We start from the raw sequence: 16548 nt of genomic DNA on the forward strand, positions 1-16548 counted from the left end.
TTCGCCCCGCCGCCGCGGCGGCCCTTCCACCTTGCACACGCCTGTACTCATCGCCGGTCCTCCGGTCCCGAGGTCCGGGGCTGGGACAGTAGTTCGGCCGCCGCCTCCTGATAGCGCAGCACCGCCTGTGCGGCGACCCGCAGATCGCACGGTGCGCTCCAGAGCATCCGGCGTGCCGCGTCGTACCGCTCGATCAGCAGCGGGTCCTCGGCCATCCCGTGCCGGGCGACCTTCGCCTTGTACGCGTCGAGCCTGCCGCGCAGCTCCGCCCGTACGGCCAGCGGGGCCGTGACCGCGGTCAGCGACTCCCGGGCCCGCAGCAATTCCTCCTCGGCCTCCCGCTCCAGCGTCTCCAGGAGCGGGGAGAGACGGTGCCACTGGGCATGCCTGCGGTACTCCGAAGCGGCGGCCAGCCGCTCCTGGAGCGCGGTCGCCGGGCCGCTGACCGCGGGCACCTCGGAGGCGGCGATCTTCGCCAGCACCTCGCCGCGGGCAGACCGGGCCTCGGTCAGGGTGCGGTCCGCGCGGGAGAGGACATCACGAAGGTGGACCAGACGCTGCTCGGCGTCCTGCCGGACTGCGAGCACCGCCTCGATCTCGCGGCGTACGTCGTCCAGGGCGCGGGCCGCCCGGTCGTAGCGCGTGGTGTCGGGGCGTCCGCCGCCGGGCGCCGAACTTCCGGGTCCCGACAGCCAGAACGCGAGCGGGTCGGAGATCACCTGGACCCGCAGCGTGGTCAGTTCATGGGTGATCGCCTCCAGGTCGTCGCCCGCCGGGTGCTCTCCTGGCCGTACGCCGACGGAGTGCGCCAGCGAGCGGGTGCGGTGCAGCTCGGCGGCGAGGAGATCTATCCGGGCGGGCAGTGCGGACCACACGGAGTCGGAGGCGACGACCATGTCCAGCGAGCGGGCGTACAGGTCGTTCATCCGGGCGACCAGCTCCTCCAGCGTGAACCGCTCGGAGAGCTTGGCCGGGCCCGTGATCGACGGATCGGGGCGGCCGGCCGCATGTGCCACGGTGACACCCTGGCCGCGCAGCAGTTCGGTGAGGGCCACCAGGTCGTCCCGGTTGGGGTGGCGTCGGCGGGCCCGCACCGCGCGGGCCTCGGCCAGCGCCCCCGCGTAGGCGTCGAAATACCCCCACAGCAGTGTGATCCACTGCTCGGTGGAGGCCCAGCGTTCCTTGGTGACACCGGTCAGATCGGCGCCCTCCAGGAGCCGGCGGCCCGCGTGGTCCTGCAGGGCGAGGAGCGAGGTCTCGATCGCCTCGTGCTCCGCGCCGAGCCGGGCCAGCGCACGGTCCGCCTCGTCCCGGTCCATGACCGGGCCGGGGGACCTCCCCGCGTAGCCGGGGAAGGGGCCCGCGACGCCCATCGATCACCTCTCCGCTCTTCCTGCCGGGACGGGTCCCGGCAGGATCAGTGCCACTGTCTCTCCGGCCGGGTCCGCGCCGTAGCGCCCACCTGGCGGGCCCGGCGTCAGTTGCTCCGGTACTTGGGGGCCGGCGGCGCCGTTATCCCCGGCAGGCCGTCCTCCAGCCAATTCCGGTACGACCGCATCCAGGGGCTGTTCGCACCACCTCTGCGGTAGTCGACCAGCACCTGGTTGACCCGGGCCACCAGGTCGTTCGCACCGCGCTTCGTCGCCACGCCGTAGTACTCGGTGGTGAACGGCTTGTCGCCCTTGAGCTCGACCGCAGGGTCCTGGGCGGCCTGGCCGGCCGCCAGCGCGTTGTCCGTGACGATCGCGTCGACCTCGCCCAGTTGCAGCCGCACCAGGCAGTCCAGCTGGTTGGGGACGGTGAGCTGGTCCTCGTCCGCGTCGGTGCCGTCGTGCGGGTCCTTGAAGACCGAGCCGAACGACTGCTTCTGCAGGGCCTCGTACGCGGTGGAGCCCTCGGCGGTGCAGATCCGCTTGCCGGCCAGGGACTTGTCGAACCCGGTGATCAGCGACTCCTTCGGCGCGAGGACCTGCTGCCCGGTCTGGAAGTAGGCCGTGGAGAACGAGACCTGTTCCAGCCGGGTGCAGTTGATCGTCATCGTTCGGACGACGACATCGACCTTGTCGTTCTCCAGGGCGGCGATCCTCTGGTTGGTGGGGATGGCCCGGAAGATCACCGCGTCGGGGTCGCCCAGGATGTCCTTGGCGATGGCCCGCACCAGATCGATGTCGAAGCCTTCGAGCTCGCGGTTCTCCGGATTGCGGTATCCCCAGCGGAAGCTGTTCTGGTCGACGCCCGCGATCAGCTTTCCGCGCGCCCTGATCTTCGCGATGCTCGGACCGTCGGCGCTCGACGGAAGCAGGCTCGCCTCCGGGTCCGTGCAGTCGCCGGCCCGGGCCTGCACCGCCTGCGCCGTACCCGGCCCCGAGGTGTCACCGCCGAAGGCGCCGGCGCCGCCGTGGGAGAGCGGCAGCAGGGTGAGCGAGGCCGTCACCGCGCAGGCCACGGCCATGCCCGTCACCCCGCCCCAGCCGCGCAGCCTGCCGAGGGTGGACCCAGGGCCCGTGCCGGGCTTCCCGCCGGGCTCACGGGGTCTGGAGCCTCCGCCTCCGGCGTTGTCGTCAGTCGCCGACGCTCCGCGTCGACTCCTTCCTCCGCCTTGGATTCGAAGGCCCCGGACCCCGCTCCCTGATCCGGCGGGAAACTCGGCACGGGCCCTCGCGCCCGTGCGCTTCCTGGTCATCGCTCCCCCTCTCACCGGTACTCCGAGAGCCTGCGGTTGACCCCGACGATCGCGGCGAGGGCACCCAGCGCGGCGAGCGCGGCGGCCCCGATCGGCAGCCCGCCCAGCGCCCCGCGCCCGTCCTTCGCAGCCCGGGTGAACTCGCCCTGCTCATGGGCGAGCGCCTGCTTCAGTGCCTCGTCCACCCGGTTGAAGGACTCACCCGTCGAGTTCCTCGGCCCGATGATCTGCTTCAGCGCGCCCTCGTAGTCGCCGCTGTCGTCGGTCGTGCGGGCGGTCCGGTGGCGGCCCTGCCACTCGGAGACACCGTTGATGGCGTTCGCCACCGGCCCGCTCCCCTGGGAGTCGTCGGCGAGCTTCCTGGCTTTCCCCAGCTCTGCACCGAGGGCCTTCATGCCCGTGTTGTAGTCGGACTCGTACTTGTCGTTCTTGCCGTCCGGAGTGAGTACCGCGCCGCGGGCGACAAGAGTGAGGTTCTCATTGGCGCGCGCCTTCAGCGAGTCGATCCGCGCATGATTGAGGACATCGAGGGACTGTTGCCCGTGCACATCGGCGTCCAGCAGTTCGGACCGCGCCACCGTGTGCCCCACGGCCAGCCACAGCAGCACCACGGTGGACGCGGCGGTCGCGACGAGCAGCCCGTGGTTGAAGACCCGGTTCGTCCTGCGGTAGTTGCGCCGCTGCGCCCAGAACAGTGCGGCCAGTGCCACGACACCGAGCCCGAGCGAGAGGAACGGCAAGGCCCTGGCCGAGTCGTTGTCCCGGTCGAGCCGCCCGGTCTCCGCCGTGTACAGCCGCTCGGCGGCCGGCAGCAGTACGTTGGTCATTTTCTGGTTCGCGTACCGGAGGTAGGCGCCGCCCAGCGGCAGGCCCTGCCGGTTGTTGGCACGGGCCCGCTCGATCAGACCCGCGTAGCGGGGGAGTTCCTCGTTGAGCGTGGTGATCTCGTGCCCGGAGCTCGTCGACGCGTCCGTGTTGGCCGCAGCCTTCACCAGCAGCCGGGACGCCTCCTTGATGTCCTTGTCGTACCGGTCGTGGACATCGCGCGGCTCCTGCGCCCCGGCCAGGAAGCCGCTCGCAGCCGCGGTGTCGGCATCGGCCAGCGAGCGGTAGATGTCCGCCGCGTCGGCGCTCAGCGGCTGGCTGCGGCTCACCACGTCGTCGGCCGCGGCCGCCCGGTCGGCGATCTCGAACGCCGTCACGGCCCCGAACGCCACGACGAGCAGGGCCAGCACGGCCCCGATGATCTGAAGCCTGCCCGGTTCGGTCGTCGCCGCGGCCCGCAGCCGGTCCGCCGTCGCGGACCAGGCACCGCGCTGCGGCGGAGCGGGTACGGTCGCGGGCACGGGCGGCTGAGCCCGCGCGTGTTCCGGCGCCGTGCGCACATTCGGCGGGTATGTCACTCGACCTCCCCCTCGGTCACTGACGGTGGCCCGGCCCCCCGGCCGATCGGAGGACTGGTACCCGGCCAGAAGTATGGCCGCAGGGACCGACATCCACACCAGGAACGCCTGGATCCTGCACCGGTCCACGGATGGCAGTCACACGCATTCGATCAAGGCCTGAGCCGCCGATCAAGCCGATCGGCGGACCAATCCCCGAAGCGGACCGATCTCCCCACTCATGAACACGTCCGGGACAACTGAACGGTTCCCGTGCGCAAGGGGCGTCCTGCGACGCGAAACGCCGCAGGACGCCCCTTGAGGCGGAATACCGTCTCAGCTGTACTGCGCACGCAGCCTCTCGTGCACCCCGGCGGCCGCCCCCGTGTGATCCAGGCCGAGCAGCGCGGCCCCCAGGACCGGAGGCTCCGTCACCACCCGGACCACCGCTTTCGGGGCACGTACCGCGAGGAGTTCGGCGATCCTGTCGTCCAGCTGCGGGTGACGGGCCGCCAGCACCCCGCCGCCCAGCACCACCGGCGCCTCCTCGTCCAGGAGACCGAGCCGGAACAGCGCGACCGACGCCATCGCGACGACCTCCTGCGCCAGCCGGTCCACCAGCGCACCCGCCACCGGGTCCCCGGCCGCCGCGGTCGCGAAGAGCACCGGAGCCAGCTCGTGCCTGCGCTCGAACTCGACCCGGCCCAGATGCAGCGCCTCGATCAGCGCGTACATCGAGTCGAGCCCGAAGTGTCCGGGCAGCGCACGGGCCAGCTCGGTCGGCTCACCGCGACCGTCCTCCGCCCGCGAGGCGAACCACATCGCCTCCTCGGCCAGCCCCGAACCGCCGCCCCAGTCACCGGATATCCGGCCTATGGCGGGGAAGCGCGCGGTCCGCCCGTCCGGCACCATGCCGACACAGTTGATCCCCGCACCGCAGACGACGGCCACACCCCGCGGCTCGTCCACCCCCGCACGCAGAATCGCGAAGGTGTCGTTGCGCACCTCGACCGTGGATCCCCAGCCACGGGCGCGCAGCGCCGTCGCCAACTGCTCCTCCTCCACCGGAAGATCGGCGTTGGCGAGACAGGCCGACACATGTGCGACGGAGTCCACCGGTTCGCCGGACAGCTCCAGCGCCCGGCCGACGGCCGCACCGAGAACGTCCACGGCCGTCTCGATCCCCACGACCGGCGGCTGGAAGCCACCGCCGCGGGCAGCCGACAGCACCGTTCCGTCCTCACCGATCAGTGCCACATCGGTCTTGCTGTTCCCCGCATCGATCGCGAGGACCGAAGCGTTCACGCCCACGGCAGGTGCTCCCGGTTGTGCGCGATCAGCTTGTCGGTGAGCGCCTCGGCGTACTCGAACTGGCCGATCAACGGATGCGCGAGCAGCGCCTTGAACACCCGGTCGCGACCCCCGCGAAGCGCGGCCTCCAGGGCGAGGTCCTCGTACGCCGTCACATGGGCGATCAGACCGGCGTAGAGCGGGTCCAGCTCCGGTACGGCGAGCGGGGTGGCACCCGTCCCGTCGACCCTCGCCTGCACCTCGATCACCGCGTCGTCCGGCAGGAACGGCAGCGTCCCCTTGTTGTACGTGTTGACCACCTGTACAGGGGTGCCGCCCGAGCCGAGCAGCGAGGACGCCAGGTCCACGGCCGCCTCCGAGTAGAAGGCGCCACCGCGCTTGGCGAGCAGCGCGGGCTTCTCGTCCAGCGCCGGGTCGCCGTACATGGCGAGGAGTTCCTTCTCCATCGCGGCGACCTCGGCCGCCCGGGACGGCTTGGTGCCGAGCTCCCGTACGACCTCGTCGTGCGCGTAGAAGTAACGCAGGTAGTAGGAGGGGACGACGCCGAGCCGGTCGACGATCGCCCGGGGCATGCGCAGATCGTCCGCGATCGCGTCGCCGTGTTCTGCGAGCAGCTTCGGCAGGACGTTCTCGCCGTCCGGGCCGCCGAGGCGGACCCCGAGCTCCCAGGTCAGGTGGTTGAGCCCGACATGGTCGAGGTGCACCTCACCGGGCGTGACATCGAGGAGCCTGGCGAACTTGCGCTGGAAGCCGATCGCCACGTTGCACAGGCCGACGGCCTTGTGCCCGGCCTGGAGCAGTGCCCGGGTCACGATGCCGACCGGGTTGGTGAAGTCGATGATCCAGGCGTTCGGGTTGGTACGGCGGACCCGCTCGGCGATGTCCAGGACGACGGGGACGGTGCGCAGCGCCTTGGCGAGGCCGCCGGCCCCGGTGGTCTCCTGGCCGATGCAGCCGCACTCCAGCGGCCAGGTCTCGTCCTGGTTGCGGGCGGCCTGGCCGCCGACGCGCAGCTGGAGCAGGACCGCGTCGGCGTCGGCGACGCCCGCGTCGAGGTCCGGGGTGGTGACGATCCTCCCCGGGTGGCCCTGCTTGGCGAAGATCCGCCGGGCGAGGCCGCCGACGAGTTCGAGGCGGTCGGCCGCCGGGTCGACGAGCACGAGCTCCTCGATGGGCAGCGTGTCCCGCAGCCGGGCGAATCCGTCGATCAGTTCAGGTGTGTAGGTGGACCCGCCACCAACTACTGCGAGCTTCATAGTCAGCCCTTTACTCCGGTCAGTGTGACGCCCTCGACAAAAGCCTTTTGAGCGAAGAAGAAGACGAGGATCACGGGGGCCATGACCAGTACGGTCGCGGCCATGGTCAGGTTCCAGTCGGTGTGGTGTGCTCCCTTGAAGGATTCCAGGCCGTAACTGAGCGTCCAGGCGGCCGGGTTCTCGGAGGCGTAGATCTGCGGGCCGAAGTAGTCGTTCCAGGCGTAGAAGAACTGGAAGAGGGCGACGGCGGCGATGCCCGGCCTGGCCATCGGTACGACGACCTTCAGCAGGGTGCGCAGCTCACCGCAGCCGTCGACCTTGGCCGCGTCGAGGTACTCGTTCGGGATGGTCAGCAGGAACTGCCTCAGCAGGAAGATGGAGAACGCGTCACCGAAGGCCATCGGGATGATCAGCGGCCAGAGGGTGCCGGACATGTCCAGCTGCTTCGCCCAGAACAGATACATCGGGATGACGACGACCTGCGGCGGCAGCATCATCATCGAGATGACGAGCATCAGCGAGAGATGCCGCCCGCGGAAGCGGAACTTGGCGAGCGCGTACGCCACGGGCAGCGATGACACGACCGTGAGGACGGTGCCGAGCCCCGCGTACAGCAGGGTGTTCTTCCACCAGGTCAGAAAGCCCGGCGTGTCGAACACCTTCTTGTAGTTGCTCCACTCGAAGGGGTGCGGCCACAGATCGCGGGTCAGCGCCTGCTGGTCGCTCATCAGCGAGGTGAGCAGGAGGAAGACGAACGGCAGTACGAAGAAGAGTGCGGCGGCGACCCCGAGCGAGTGCACGGCGATCCAGTTCAGCAGCGCTTTGCGGCGTGCCGTGCGTTCGGCCGGGGTGACCGGGTCGGTCGCCCGGTCGGCTGCCTTGAGGGTGTCGAGAGCTTGCGCCACGTCACTCACCTGCCTGGATCAGCCCGCTGCGGCGCCGCATCAGCAGTGCGGTGAACGCCATCGCGAGTACGAAGAGAACGAGCGCGACCACGCAGGCGGAGCCGTAGTCGAAGCGCTGGAAGCCGAGGTTGTAGACGAGCTGCGGAAGCGTCAGTGTCGACTTGTCGGGATAGCCCGGTTCGAACTGCTGCCCGGAGCCGCCCATCACGCCCGAGGCGACCTTCCCCGCCACGAGCGGCTGGGTGTAGTACTGCATCGTCTGGATGATCCCGGTGACCACGGCGAACATCACGATCGGCGAGATGTTCGGCAGGGTGACGAAGCGGAACCGCTGGAAAGCGGTAGCCCCGTCCAGTTCCGCCGCCTCGTACTGCTCCTTCGGTACGTCGAGCAGCGCGGCCATGAAGATCACCATCAGGTCGCCCACCCCCCATACCGCGAGCGCGGTCAGCGCCGGCTTGGACCAGGTGGCGTCGGTGAACCAGCCCGGCGTGGGCAGTCCCAGATCGCCGAGGATCGAATTGACCGGCCCCGTACCCGGGTTGAGCAGGAAGACGAAGCCGAGGGTCGCGGCGACCGGCGGGGCCAGATACGGCAGGTAGAACAGGGTGCGGAAGACTCCGGTACCCGTCTTGATCTTGGTGATCAGCAGCCCGACACCGAGGCCGAACACCACCCGGCAGGTCACCATGACCACGACCAGCCAGAGAGTGTTGCGCAGCGCGGGCCAGAACAGCGGGTAGTCGTTGAAGACGAACGACCAGTTCTTCAGCCCGCTGAATTCCGGGGCCGCGAAACCGTCGTAACTGGTGAAGGAGAAATAGAGCGTGGAGATCAGCGGGTAGGCGAAGAAGACGCAGAACCCGATCAGCCACGGCGACATGAAGACCGCCGTCCGCAGCGCCGACCGGCGGCGCTTCGAGCGCAGTGTGTACGTGCCCGTACGTGTGCTCATCGCGGTTCTACTTCGCCTGTGCGATCGCCGCGTCGATTTCCTCGGCGGTCTTCTCCAGACCGGCCTTGATGCCCGTCTGCTTGCCCTTCTCGATGTCGAATCCGAGGTTCTGCAGGGACACCAGGTACGCGCCGCCGTTCACCGAGGGCGGGGTGGTGGTGCTTTCGGGGTTCGCGGCGATGTCCAGGAACGTCTTGAACCGCGGGTCGTACTTCAGCTTCGGCGACTTCAGTGCATCCAGGGTGGACGGGACGTTGTGGATGGCATTGGCGAATTCGACCACTGCGTCGGTGTCGGTCGTCATGAATTTCACCAGCTCCCACGCCGCGTTCTGCTTCTGCGAGGTGGCGGCGATACCGGCGATGGTGCCGGTCAGATAGCCCTTGCCGTAGGTGTCGGCCTCGTCGTCGGCGACGGGCATCGGGGCCACCCCGATCTCGAACTCCGGCTTGGTCTCCTCGGCCATCCCGAGCCGCCACTCGCCGTCCAGCTGCATGGCGACCTGGCCGGTGTGGAACGGGTGTTTGGCGCCCCACTCGTCACCGAACGCCGTACGGTACTTCTCCAGTTTCTCGTAGCCGCCCAGGTCGTCGACCAGCTTCTTCTGGGTGGTGAGCATGGAGGCGAACGCCGGGTCCTTGGCGATGTTCGACTTGCCGTCCTTGTCGAAGTACTTCGGGTTCCAGCCACCGAGGTAGTGCTCGGTCGTCGTCTCGTAGCCGTGGTAGTTCGGCATGAAGCCGAGCTGCTCGTACGAGTCGCCCTTGGTCTTCGTCAGCTTCTTGGCGTCCTCGGCCAATTCCGACCAGGTCTCCGGCGGACTGGTGATACCGGCGGCCTTGAACGCGTCCTTGTTGTAGTAGAGGCCGTACGCGTCACCGAGCAGCGGCACGGTGCAGCGCACACCGTCGAACTGCGTGTACTCGTTCATTGCCTTGGGGAAGGTCTTGTCCGCGTCGATCCCGTCCTTCTTCAGGAAGGGGTTCAGATCGACGAACGCCTTCGACGAACAGAACTTTCCGACATTGTTCGTGGTGAACGACGAGACGACGTCCGGGGCCTTCGAGCCGCCCGCCCGCAGCGCCTGGTTGATCTTGTCGTCGGTCATGTTGCCGACGACCTTCACATGGATATTGGGGTGCGCCTTCTCGAAGGCGTCGACCGTGGCCTGAATTCCCTTGACCTCGTTCGGGGCGCTCCAGCCGTGCCAGAAGTTGATGGTCGTCTCCTTGGACGCGTCATCACTGGCACCCGAGTTGCTCTGGCCAGTACAGGCAGAGGCGAACAGCGATATCGCGGCGGTCGCGGCGAGCGCGGCGGTCGTCTTCCGGCGGTTTCCGGACATGGCGGTGACTCCCGATGAAGGATGGGGACGGAGGGGTGAGGTGCGAAGGAAGAGGCGGGAAAGGGGTCAGCGCGACGTGTCGAAGACTTCGTCACGGGTGGTGGCGAGTGCGCTCTCCAGCGCGCCGCGCAGCACGGGGCGGTGGGTCACTTCACCGGCGATCAGCCGGGGCCGGGAGGCCGCCAGCTCGACGAGCTCGGACTCCACCCGGCCGCGCAGCGGTTCCCCGCCGGCTGCGATCAACTCGCCGGAGAGCACGACGAGTTCGGGGTCCAGTACGGCGACCATGGAGGCCAGGCCGGTCGCGAGTCCGGTGGCGAACAGATCGAGGAGCCGTGGGTACGGGCCGTCCTCGCCCGCCTCCGCGGCCTCGGCGGCCCGCGCGACCAGCCGGGCCGCGACCTCGTGGTGGGTGCCGGAGCCGCGGCTGAGCTCGTCGTCGATGCCGAGCTCCCGGGCCAGCCTGGACAGCACCTGCGCGCCCGACAGCTCCTGGAAGCCGCCGGCGTTCACCTTGGTGACCTGGCGGACCAGCGGGACGCCGGGCACCGGCAGGAAGCCGACCTCACCGGCACCACCGGTGAAGCCGCGGTGCAGCCGTCCGTTGATGACGAGGGCGGCACCGAGCCCCTCCTCGTTCCACAGCAGCACGAAGTCGTCGTGTCCGCGCGCCGCACCGAGCCGTTGTTCGGCCACCGCGACCAGGTTCACGTCGTTCTCGTACTCGACCGGCATCGGCAGAAACGCGGCCAGCTCGCCCAGCAGGGTGGGGGAGTGCCAGCCGGGCAGGTGCGAGGCGTACCGCAGCCGCCCGGTGCCGGGATCGAAGGCGCCCGGGGTGCCGATGACGACCCGGTGCACATCGGAGCGGGTGAGCCCCGCGTCCTTGACCGCCCCGTCCAGCGCATCCGTCACCTGCCGCACCACGGAGGCGGCGCGCCGCCCCGGGGTACGCAGTTCGAACTCGCCGACCGTCTCACCGGTCACATCGGCGACGGCGGCGACGATCCGGCGGGCGTTCACATCCAGCCCCGCGACATGGGCGGCCCCCGCGTTCACCGCGTACAGCTGGGCATTGGGCCCCGGCCGCCCCGCCACGGTCCCGGTGGCGACGACCAGCCCGGCGGCCTCCAGTCGCGCCAGCAGCTGCGACGCGGTGGGCTTGGAGAGCCCCGTCAGCTTCCCGATCCTGGTCCGGGAGAGAGGCCCGTGCTCCAGCAGCAGATCGAGGGCGGCCCGGTCGTTCATGGCCCGCAGAACGCGGGGGGTACCCGGTGTGGTTCCGGCCATGAGCACTGCACCTGCCCTCTGTTAGGAAACTTTCCTATTCGGTGAGAGGACGGTATGCGCACGTCACCGGGCCGTCAATGGGCAGCACCGCGGTGGCAACCAAAGCGTTACCTGGGGCGCTTCCGGAACGTGTGGGTCCTTGGTTGTGCATTCCCAACCAGGCTATTGAAGAACCGAGTTGAGGCCACACCGACTTGCTCACGAGTGAGGGGCGCCCCGCAGAGCCTGCGGGGCGCCCCTCACTCGTACGGCCGGGTCCTGCTTCGGCCGAGGCCTACTTCGACATGTTCGGCGGCGGCGTGATCGGTGTCGTGGCCAGGGACTGCGGCGAGGTGGCCGACGCGTACGCCGAGGGAGCGGCCATGGCGGCCGTCGGGTCGGCCGACGAGGGCTCGTCCCCCTGGGCCGGGACGCCGCCGACCATGCGGATTCCGGCCTCGTCGAAGGACTGCTTGATCCGCCAGCGCAGCTCGCGCTCCACGCTCAGCGCCTTGCCCGGCATCGTCTTCGCGGTCACCCGGACCGTCATCGAGTCCAGGAGCACGGCGTCCAGGCCCAGGATCTCCACGGGGCCCCACAGCCGCTCGTTCCACGGGTCCTCCTTGGCCATCGCCGTGGCGGCCTCGGTGATCACCGTACGGACCTTGTCGAGGTCCTCCGTGGGGCGCACGGTCACATCGACGCCGGCCGTGGACCAGCCCTGGCTGAGGTTGCCGATCCGCTTCACCTCGCCGTTGCGGACGTACCAGATCTCACCGTTGTCGCCGCGCAGCTTGGTGACCCGCAGGCCGACCTCGATGACTTCGCCGGAGGCGACGCCCGCATCGACGGTGTCGCCGACGCCGTACTGGTCCTCCAGGATCATGAAGACACCGGAGAGGAAGTCGGTGACCAGGTTGCGCGCACCGAAACCGAGCGCCACACCGGCCACACCGGCGGAGGCCAGCAGCGGAGCCAGATTGATCTGGAACGCGCCCAGGATCATCAGGGCGGCCGTGCCGAGGATCAGGAACGACGCGACCGACCGGAGTACGGAACCGATCGCCTCGGAGCGCTGACGGCGGCGTTCCGCATTGACCAGCAGCCCGCCCAGCGCGGTGCCCTCCACCGCCTGGGCGCTGCGGTTCATCCGGTCTATGAGCTTGGTGAGAGCACGACGGATCGCGATGCGCAACACGATCGCGATCGCGGCGATGAGCACGATGCGCAGACCGGTGCTCAGCCAGATGGACCAGTTCTCCTCCACCCAGCCCGCGGCGTTGCCGGCCTGCTCGGCGGCCTCGTCCAGCGAGCCACCGGGCCCGGGCGACGGAGCTGCGGCCAACAGGGCGGACGGGAACACGGTGGAACCTCCAGATGGACGACGGCGGACCAACCACACTAACGGGGTATCGGGAGTGTTCCGTTGCCACGATCGGGGGGAGAGCACGTCTCACACGGGGCGCGCAGGTGGCGTGTGGCCGATCGCACATCGGGGCGCGGCCGCTGCGGCAGAGGTCCAGAAGCGCCTGTTCCGGCGGGCGGCGAAGGTGCGGGAAGCGGGGAGCGGCGAAAAATCCTCCCGGCCCGTTACCCGCACGTGGTGGCGCTTTGACCAGGCGTGAGTAGAGACTGAGATCGGATCGTCCCGGCGCGAGCCACGCGCCGCCGGCGTACAAGGAGGCATCCACCGTGCCGCATGTCCTGGTTCTCAACGCGTCGTACGAGCCGCTCGGCGTCGTACCGCTCCGCCGCGCGCTCGTCCTCGTGCTCGAAAACAAGGCCATCTGTCTTGAGGAGTCCGGCGCCTTCATGCACAGTGCCACCCGGGCCGTCCCGGCCCCCAGCGTCGTCCGCCTGAAGCGGTTCGTACGGGTTCCCTACCGGGGGCCCGTACCGCTGACCCGCAGGGCGCTGTTCGCCAGGGACGGGGGCCGCTGCATGTACTGCGGCGCCGCCGCGACCAGCGTCGACCATGTCATTCCGCGCAGCCGCGGCGGACAGCATGCCTGGGACAACGTGGTGGCGGCCTGCCGCCGCTGCAACCACGTCAAGGCGGACCGGCACCTGCCGGAGCTCGGCTGGCGGCTGCACCAGCAGCCCGCCCCCCCGACGGGTCTCGCCTGGCGCATCATCGGCACGGGACACCGCGACCCGCGCTGGCTGCCGTACTTGCAACCGTTCGGCGCGGACGACGCGATGGCCCGGATCGACGGCATCTCAGCCTGAGAGATCCGGGCCTTTGTCGTTCCCCGGGGCCGGACGGGGGCCTTCGGGGACGACAGTCGCGCACCACCGGGGCATTACTCCGTTGCGGCGACGGCGTACGCCCGAACCGACCAGAGCGAGTAGCCGAACCCGGTGGCCCGGGCATCGCCCTGCACCCTGATGAAGCGGGTGTCCTTCGCGTCCATCCGGACCGACTCGCGCCCGCCCTTGCCGTCCCGTACGGTCGCCGCCGTGCGCCAGCTGCGGCCGTCCGCGGAGACCTGGATGCGGTAGCGGGAGGCGTACGCGTCCTGCCAGTGCAGCACCACCTGGCCGACCCGGGCCGGCTGCGGCAGTTCCGCCTGCCACCAGGCACCGTCCTCGGCCGGCGAGGACCAGCGGGTCTCCGGATCGCCGTCGGAGGCGGCCGTCGCAGGGAAGTCCGGGGTCTCGTCGCCGGACGAGGAGACGGCGGCGGTACGCACCAGGTCGGTGCCCGCGGTGCGCGGGTACGCCCGGACCGTCAGCGTGCTGCGCTCCTCGCCGAAGCCGATCGGCACCTCGTACTCGCCGGCCGGGGTGCCCGCCGGGACGGTGATCTCGACGGGGACGTCGGTACGGGAACCGCGCGGCACCCTCGTCTGCTTCGGGACGCGCACCTCGATGCCCTCGGGCGCCTTCGCGGTGAGCGCGCCCCGCACCTCGGCAGGGCGCCGGGCGGCCAGCCGCGCCTCGACCCGCTGCGGCCCGCCGCCGATCTCGGCGTCCGTCTCGCCGCGCAGGAGATCGAGCCGGGCGGCGGGCTCGTCGCCGAACCACGGCACGAGCGCGCGCACCTGCGGAGCCCGGCCCCGCGCACTCCCCAAGGCGTCGGTTCCGATGCTGCTTCCCATCCGGCTTCCCGGGCCGATCGGCGGCATCGTGCCCGTGATGACCGGCGGTGTCGACGGACCGCCGGTGGGCCAGCTGATCCGGATCGCGTCGGCCCGCAGCCCTCTGGCCGGCGTCTGGGTCCAGCCGGTGGCCGACACCGGGCCGAGGCTGCGCCAGCCCTCGCCGGGCACATGGGCCTCCAGGGTCGCACCGGCCACCGCGCCGCTGCCGGGTACCGTCATCACCGTCACGGTCTCCACCGGGCGGGACCGGTCCAGCCGGACCGTATGGCTGCCCGGGGCCTCGGTCACCGTACCGGCGTCGCGGTCCGCGCCCGTCCAGGCGTCGGCCTCCCGGCGCACCCGGTCCAGGAACGGGCCGAGGACACCCTTGCCGACCGTCGCACCGCTCGCCTTCGCGGCCTTGTGCACCGGCTCCAGCGCCAGCGAAGCCTGCCACGCGGCAGCGCCGTCACCGCGCGACTGGGCCTGCAGCAGATCGACGGCCAGCTCGCCCGCCCGGCCGTACCGGGACAACTGCTCCGTCCACGGCCGTACTTCGCCGTCCAGGCGCCCGTCGGCCGGCCCCTTCAGTCGCTGTGGGGCCTCCCTCATCACGGTGAACGCCGCCCGCAGCCTGCGCGCCGCATCGGCCTGCGCCGTGGCGTCGGTCGTCGTACGGGACTGCCAGAACGCGGCCAGCAGCGGCTGCAGATACGCCGATTCGTCTCCGCCCAGCACCGACGTCGCACTGTTCCCGGCCAGCGCGCGCAACGCGTCCCTGGTACGGGCGTCGCCGCCCGCCAGATCGTCGATCGCCGCCTGCCAGGACTCCTGCGGCCGGTATCCCTTCGGGTTCCAGGCGAAGTCGGCGGCGGTGAACAGCGGGATGCGGGACGCGGACGGCTGCTCCATGGCATTGGCGAGCAGCGCCGCGGAACCCATCGCCACCGCCGGGTCCCGGCCGGTGTACGGGCCGAGGAAGATGCGGTCCTGCGCGTAGTCGTTGACCGGGTAGTTGTCCATCGTGACCAGCGGATGCCGGAACGTGGCGCGGGCGCCGGCCAGTTCCCCGCCCGTGATGGTCCTCGGTACGACCCCGACGCCGGTCCAGGCGATCTGGACCCGGTCGTCCAGCTCCTCGGCGAGCGCCCTGCGGTAGTCGGTCGACCCGTCCTGGTAGAACTCCGTCGGCATGACCGACAGCGGCTCCGCGTTCGGATAGCGGTCCGCGAGATGCTGCGCCACCTTGCTCGCCACCCGCGCCTGCGCCCTGGCCGCCGCCTCGGGCCCGCTGCCGAAGGTGTCGGCGTCGCTGTCGCAGTGCCACTCGCTGTAGCTGACGTCCTGGAACTGCAGCTGGAAGACCCGCACGCCCAGCGCCCACAACGCGTCGAGCTTCTTCGTCAGCGCCTTCACATCGTTGTCCGACGACATGCACATGGCCTGGCCGGGGGCGACGGCCCAGCCGAGCGTCACATGCTCGGCGCGGGCCCGCTCGGCCAGTGCCCGGAAGTCGGCGCGCCGGTCGGCGGGGTACGGGTCGCGCCAACGGGCCTGCCGGTACGGGTCGTCACCTGCCGCGTACAGGTACCTGTTCTGCTTCGTATGCCCCATGAAGCCGATCTGCGCCAGCCGCTCCGCACGGGTCCACGGCTGCCCGTAGAAGCCCTCGGTCGTCCCGCGCACGGCGGTGCCCGGCCAGTCCCTGACGGTGACCCCGGCGACGCTCCTGTCCCGGATCAGCTGACGCAGTGTCTGTACGCCGTGGAAGAGGCCGTCCTCGCCGACGCCGTCCATGGCGACGGTGTCCCGGCCCGCGACCCGGCCCACCGCGATCCGGTAGCCACCGGACGGCAGATCGCCGCGGTCGGGGGCGTGCAGCGTGCGCAGGGCGTCCTGGGCGCCGTTGCCGCCGAGCCGGATGACGGGTCCGCGGCCCGGCAACGCCTCGTGGACGGTCCGCACGCCCGTGTCCCGCAGGATCTGCCGGAGTGCGTCGACGGCGTACGGATCCGCGTGCGCGCCGACCACGAGGGTGACCTCGGCAAAGAGCGGTACGGAGGGTCCGGACGCCTTGATGGACTGGGGCCGCGGCCATACGGCAGGCAGCGTGCCGTCGTCCGTGCGGTCCGAGGTGGTGGCAGCGGGGGAGCCGGGTGCCGAAGGGGCCGCGACGGCAGCCGGCGTCCCGGTGGAGAGCAGCCCGCCGAGCACGGCGACCGCGATGGCCGTTGCCTGCTTTCTGCGCCTGAGCCGCATCGCTCTTCTCCCTCGCTCCCACCGGTGGGCTCCGAGCCCACCACCCGCGCGCGAGGGTGTCAATGCGGGTGGCTGTTGTGCCGTAAATGCCCGATGTGGC

12 protein-coding genes are annotated in these 16548 nt (G+C 70.4%); 1 reads left to right on the forward strand and 11 read right to left on the reverse strand.

Translation table 11 applies throughout. From position 1 onward, the window contains the following. Positions 1-47 precede the first annotated feature (47 nt). The 10 genes from OG609_RS27035 to OG609_RS27080 form a co-directional block, all read right to left on the reverse strand. Positions 48-1373, reverse strand: a complete 1326-nt coding sequence (locus tag OG609_RS27035) for a hypothetical protein (protein ID WP_327275197.1) — start codon at positions 1371-1373, stop codon at positions 48-50. A 104-nt stretch (positions 1374-1477) separates the two neighbouring features. Further along, positions 1478-2452: a glutamate ABC transporter substrate-binding protein gene (locus tag OG609_RS27040; RefSeq protein WP_327275198.1), complete on the reverse strand. Its 975-nt coding sequence runs from the start codon at positions 2450-2452 to the stop codon at positions 1478-1480. A 242-nt stretch (positions 2453-2694) separates the two neighbouring features. Beyond that, positions 2695-4086 (reverse strand): hypothetical protein, encoded by a 1392-nt coding sequence (locus OG609_RS27045; RefSeq protein WP_442818010.1) that lies wholly within the window; start codon positions 4084-4086, stop codon positions 2695-2697. Positions 4087-4401: 315 nt separating this feature from the next. Continuing rightward, positions 4402-5376 carry an N-acetylglucosamine kinase gene (locus OG609_RS27050; protein WP_327275199.1) on the reverse strand — a complete coding sequence of 325 codons (975 nt, stop codon included), beginning with the start codon at positions 5374-5376 and terminating at the stop codon, positions 4402-4404. Then, complete coding sequence (locus OG609_RS27055) at positions 5367-6632, reverse strand: 6-phospho-beta-glucosidase (RefSeq protein WP_327275200.1); 1266 nt, start codon at positions 6630-6632, stop codon at positions 5367-5369. The genes OG609_RS27050 and OG609_RS27055 overlap by 10 nt, the downstream gene beginning before the upstream one ends. A gap of 2 nt (positions 6633-6634) precedes the next feature. After that, complete coding sequence (locus tag OG609_RS27060) at positions 6635-7537, reverse strand: carbohydrate ABC transporter permease (RefSeq protein ID WP_327275201.1); 903 nt, start codon at positions 7535-7537, stop codon at positions 6635-6637. A 1-nt stretch (position 7538) separates the two neighbouring features. Beyond that, the gene (locus OG609_RS27065; RefSeq protein WP_327278201.1) at positions 7539-8420 is read right to left on the reverse strand and encodes a carbohydrate ABC transporter permease; all 882 of its coding nucleotides are present in this window, start codon (positions 8418-8420) and stop codon (positions 7539-7541) included. Between the two features lie 79 nt (positions 8421-8499). After that, entirely contained in the window at positions 8500-9837 is a 1338-nt protein-coding gene (locus tag OG609_RS27070; RefSeq protein ID WP_327275202.1) for an ABC transporter substrate-binding protein, read from the reverse strand. Between the two features lie 66 nt (positions 9838-9903). Further along, positions 9904-11127: an ROK family transcriptional regulator gene (locus OG609_RS27075; protein ID WP_327275203.1), complete on the reverse strand. Its 1224-nt coding sequence runs from the start codon at positions 11125-11127 to the stop codon at positions 9904-9906. Positions 11128-11401: 274 nt separating this feature from the next. After that, positions 11402-12469 carry a mechanosensitive ion channel family protein gene (locus tag OG609_RS27080; RefSeq protein WP_327275204.1) on the reverse strand — a complete coding sequence of 356 codons (1068 nt, stop codon included), beginning with the start codon at positions 12467-12469 and terminating at the stop codon, positions 11402-11404. A gap of 329 nt (positions 12470-12798) precedes the next feature. Here OG609_RS27080 and OG609_RS27085 point away from each other — a divergent pair, with 329 nt between their 5' ends. Next, positions 12799-13335, forward strand: coding sequence for an HNH endonuclease (locus OG609_RS27085; protein ID WP_018552807.1), 537 nt, complete (start codon positions 12799-12801; stop codon positions 13333-13335). A 74-nt stretch (positions 13336-13409) separates the two neighbouring features. Here the strand turns inward: OG609_RS27085 and OG609_RS27090 are convergent, their stop codons facing one another. Further along, a complete protein-coding gene (locus OG609_RS27090; protein WP_327275205.1) occupies positions 13410-16448 on the reverse strand; it encodes a beta-N-acetylglucosaminidase domain-containing protein in 3039 nt (1012 codons plus the stop codon). Positions 16449-16548 lie beyond the last annotated feature (100 nt).

Origin of the sequence: Streptomyces sp. NBC_01224 (assembly GCF_036002945.1) — a bacterium.
Classification (GTDB): Bacteria; Actinomycetota; Actinomycetes; order Streptomycetales; family Streptomycetaceae; genus Streptomyces.

Bases quoted from the DNA above. Each gene is read 5' to 3' on its own strand.
- OG609_RS27035 (WP_327275197.1), bottom strand. From the start codon at position 1,373: ATGGGCGTCGCGGGCCCCTTCCCCGGCTACGCGGGGAGGTCCCCCGGC.
- OG609_RS27040 (WP_327275198.1), bottom strand. From the start codon at position 2,452: ATGGCCGTGGCCTGCGCGGTGACGGCCTCGCTCACCCTGCTGCCGCTC.
- OG609_RS27055 (WP_327275200.1), bottom strand. From the start codon at position 6,632: ATGAAGCTCGCAGTAGTTGGTGGCGGGTCCACCTACACACCTGAACTG.
- OG609_RS27065 (WP_327278201.1), bottom strand. From the start codon at position 8,420: ATGTCGCCGTGGCTGATCGGGTTCTGCGTCTTCTTCGCCTACCCGCTG.
- OG609_RS27070 (WP_327275202.1), bottom strand. From the start codon at position 9,837: ATGTCCGGAAACCGCCGGAAGACGACCGCCGCGCTCGCCGCGACCGCC.
- OG609_RS27075 (WP_327275203.1), bottom strand. From the start codon at position 11,127: ATGGCCGGAACCACACCGGGTACCCCCCGCGTTCTGCGGGCCATGAAC.
- OG609_RS27090 (WP_327275205.1), bottom strand. From the start codon at position 16,448: ATGCGGCTCAGGCGCAGAAAGCAGGCAACGGCCATCGCGGTCGCCGTG.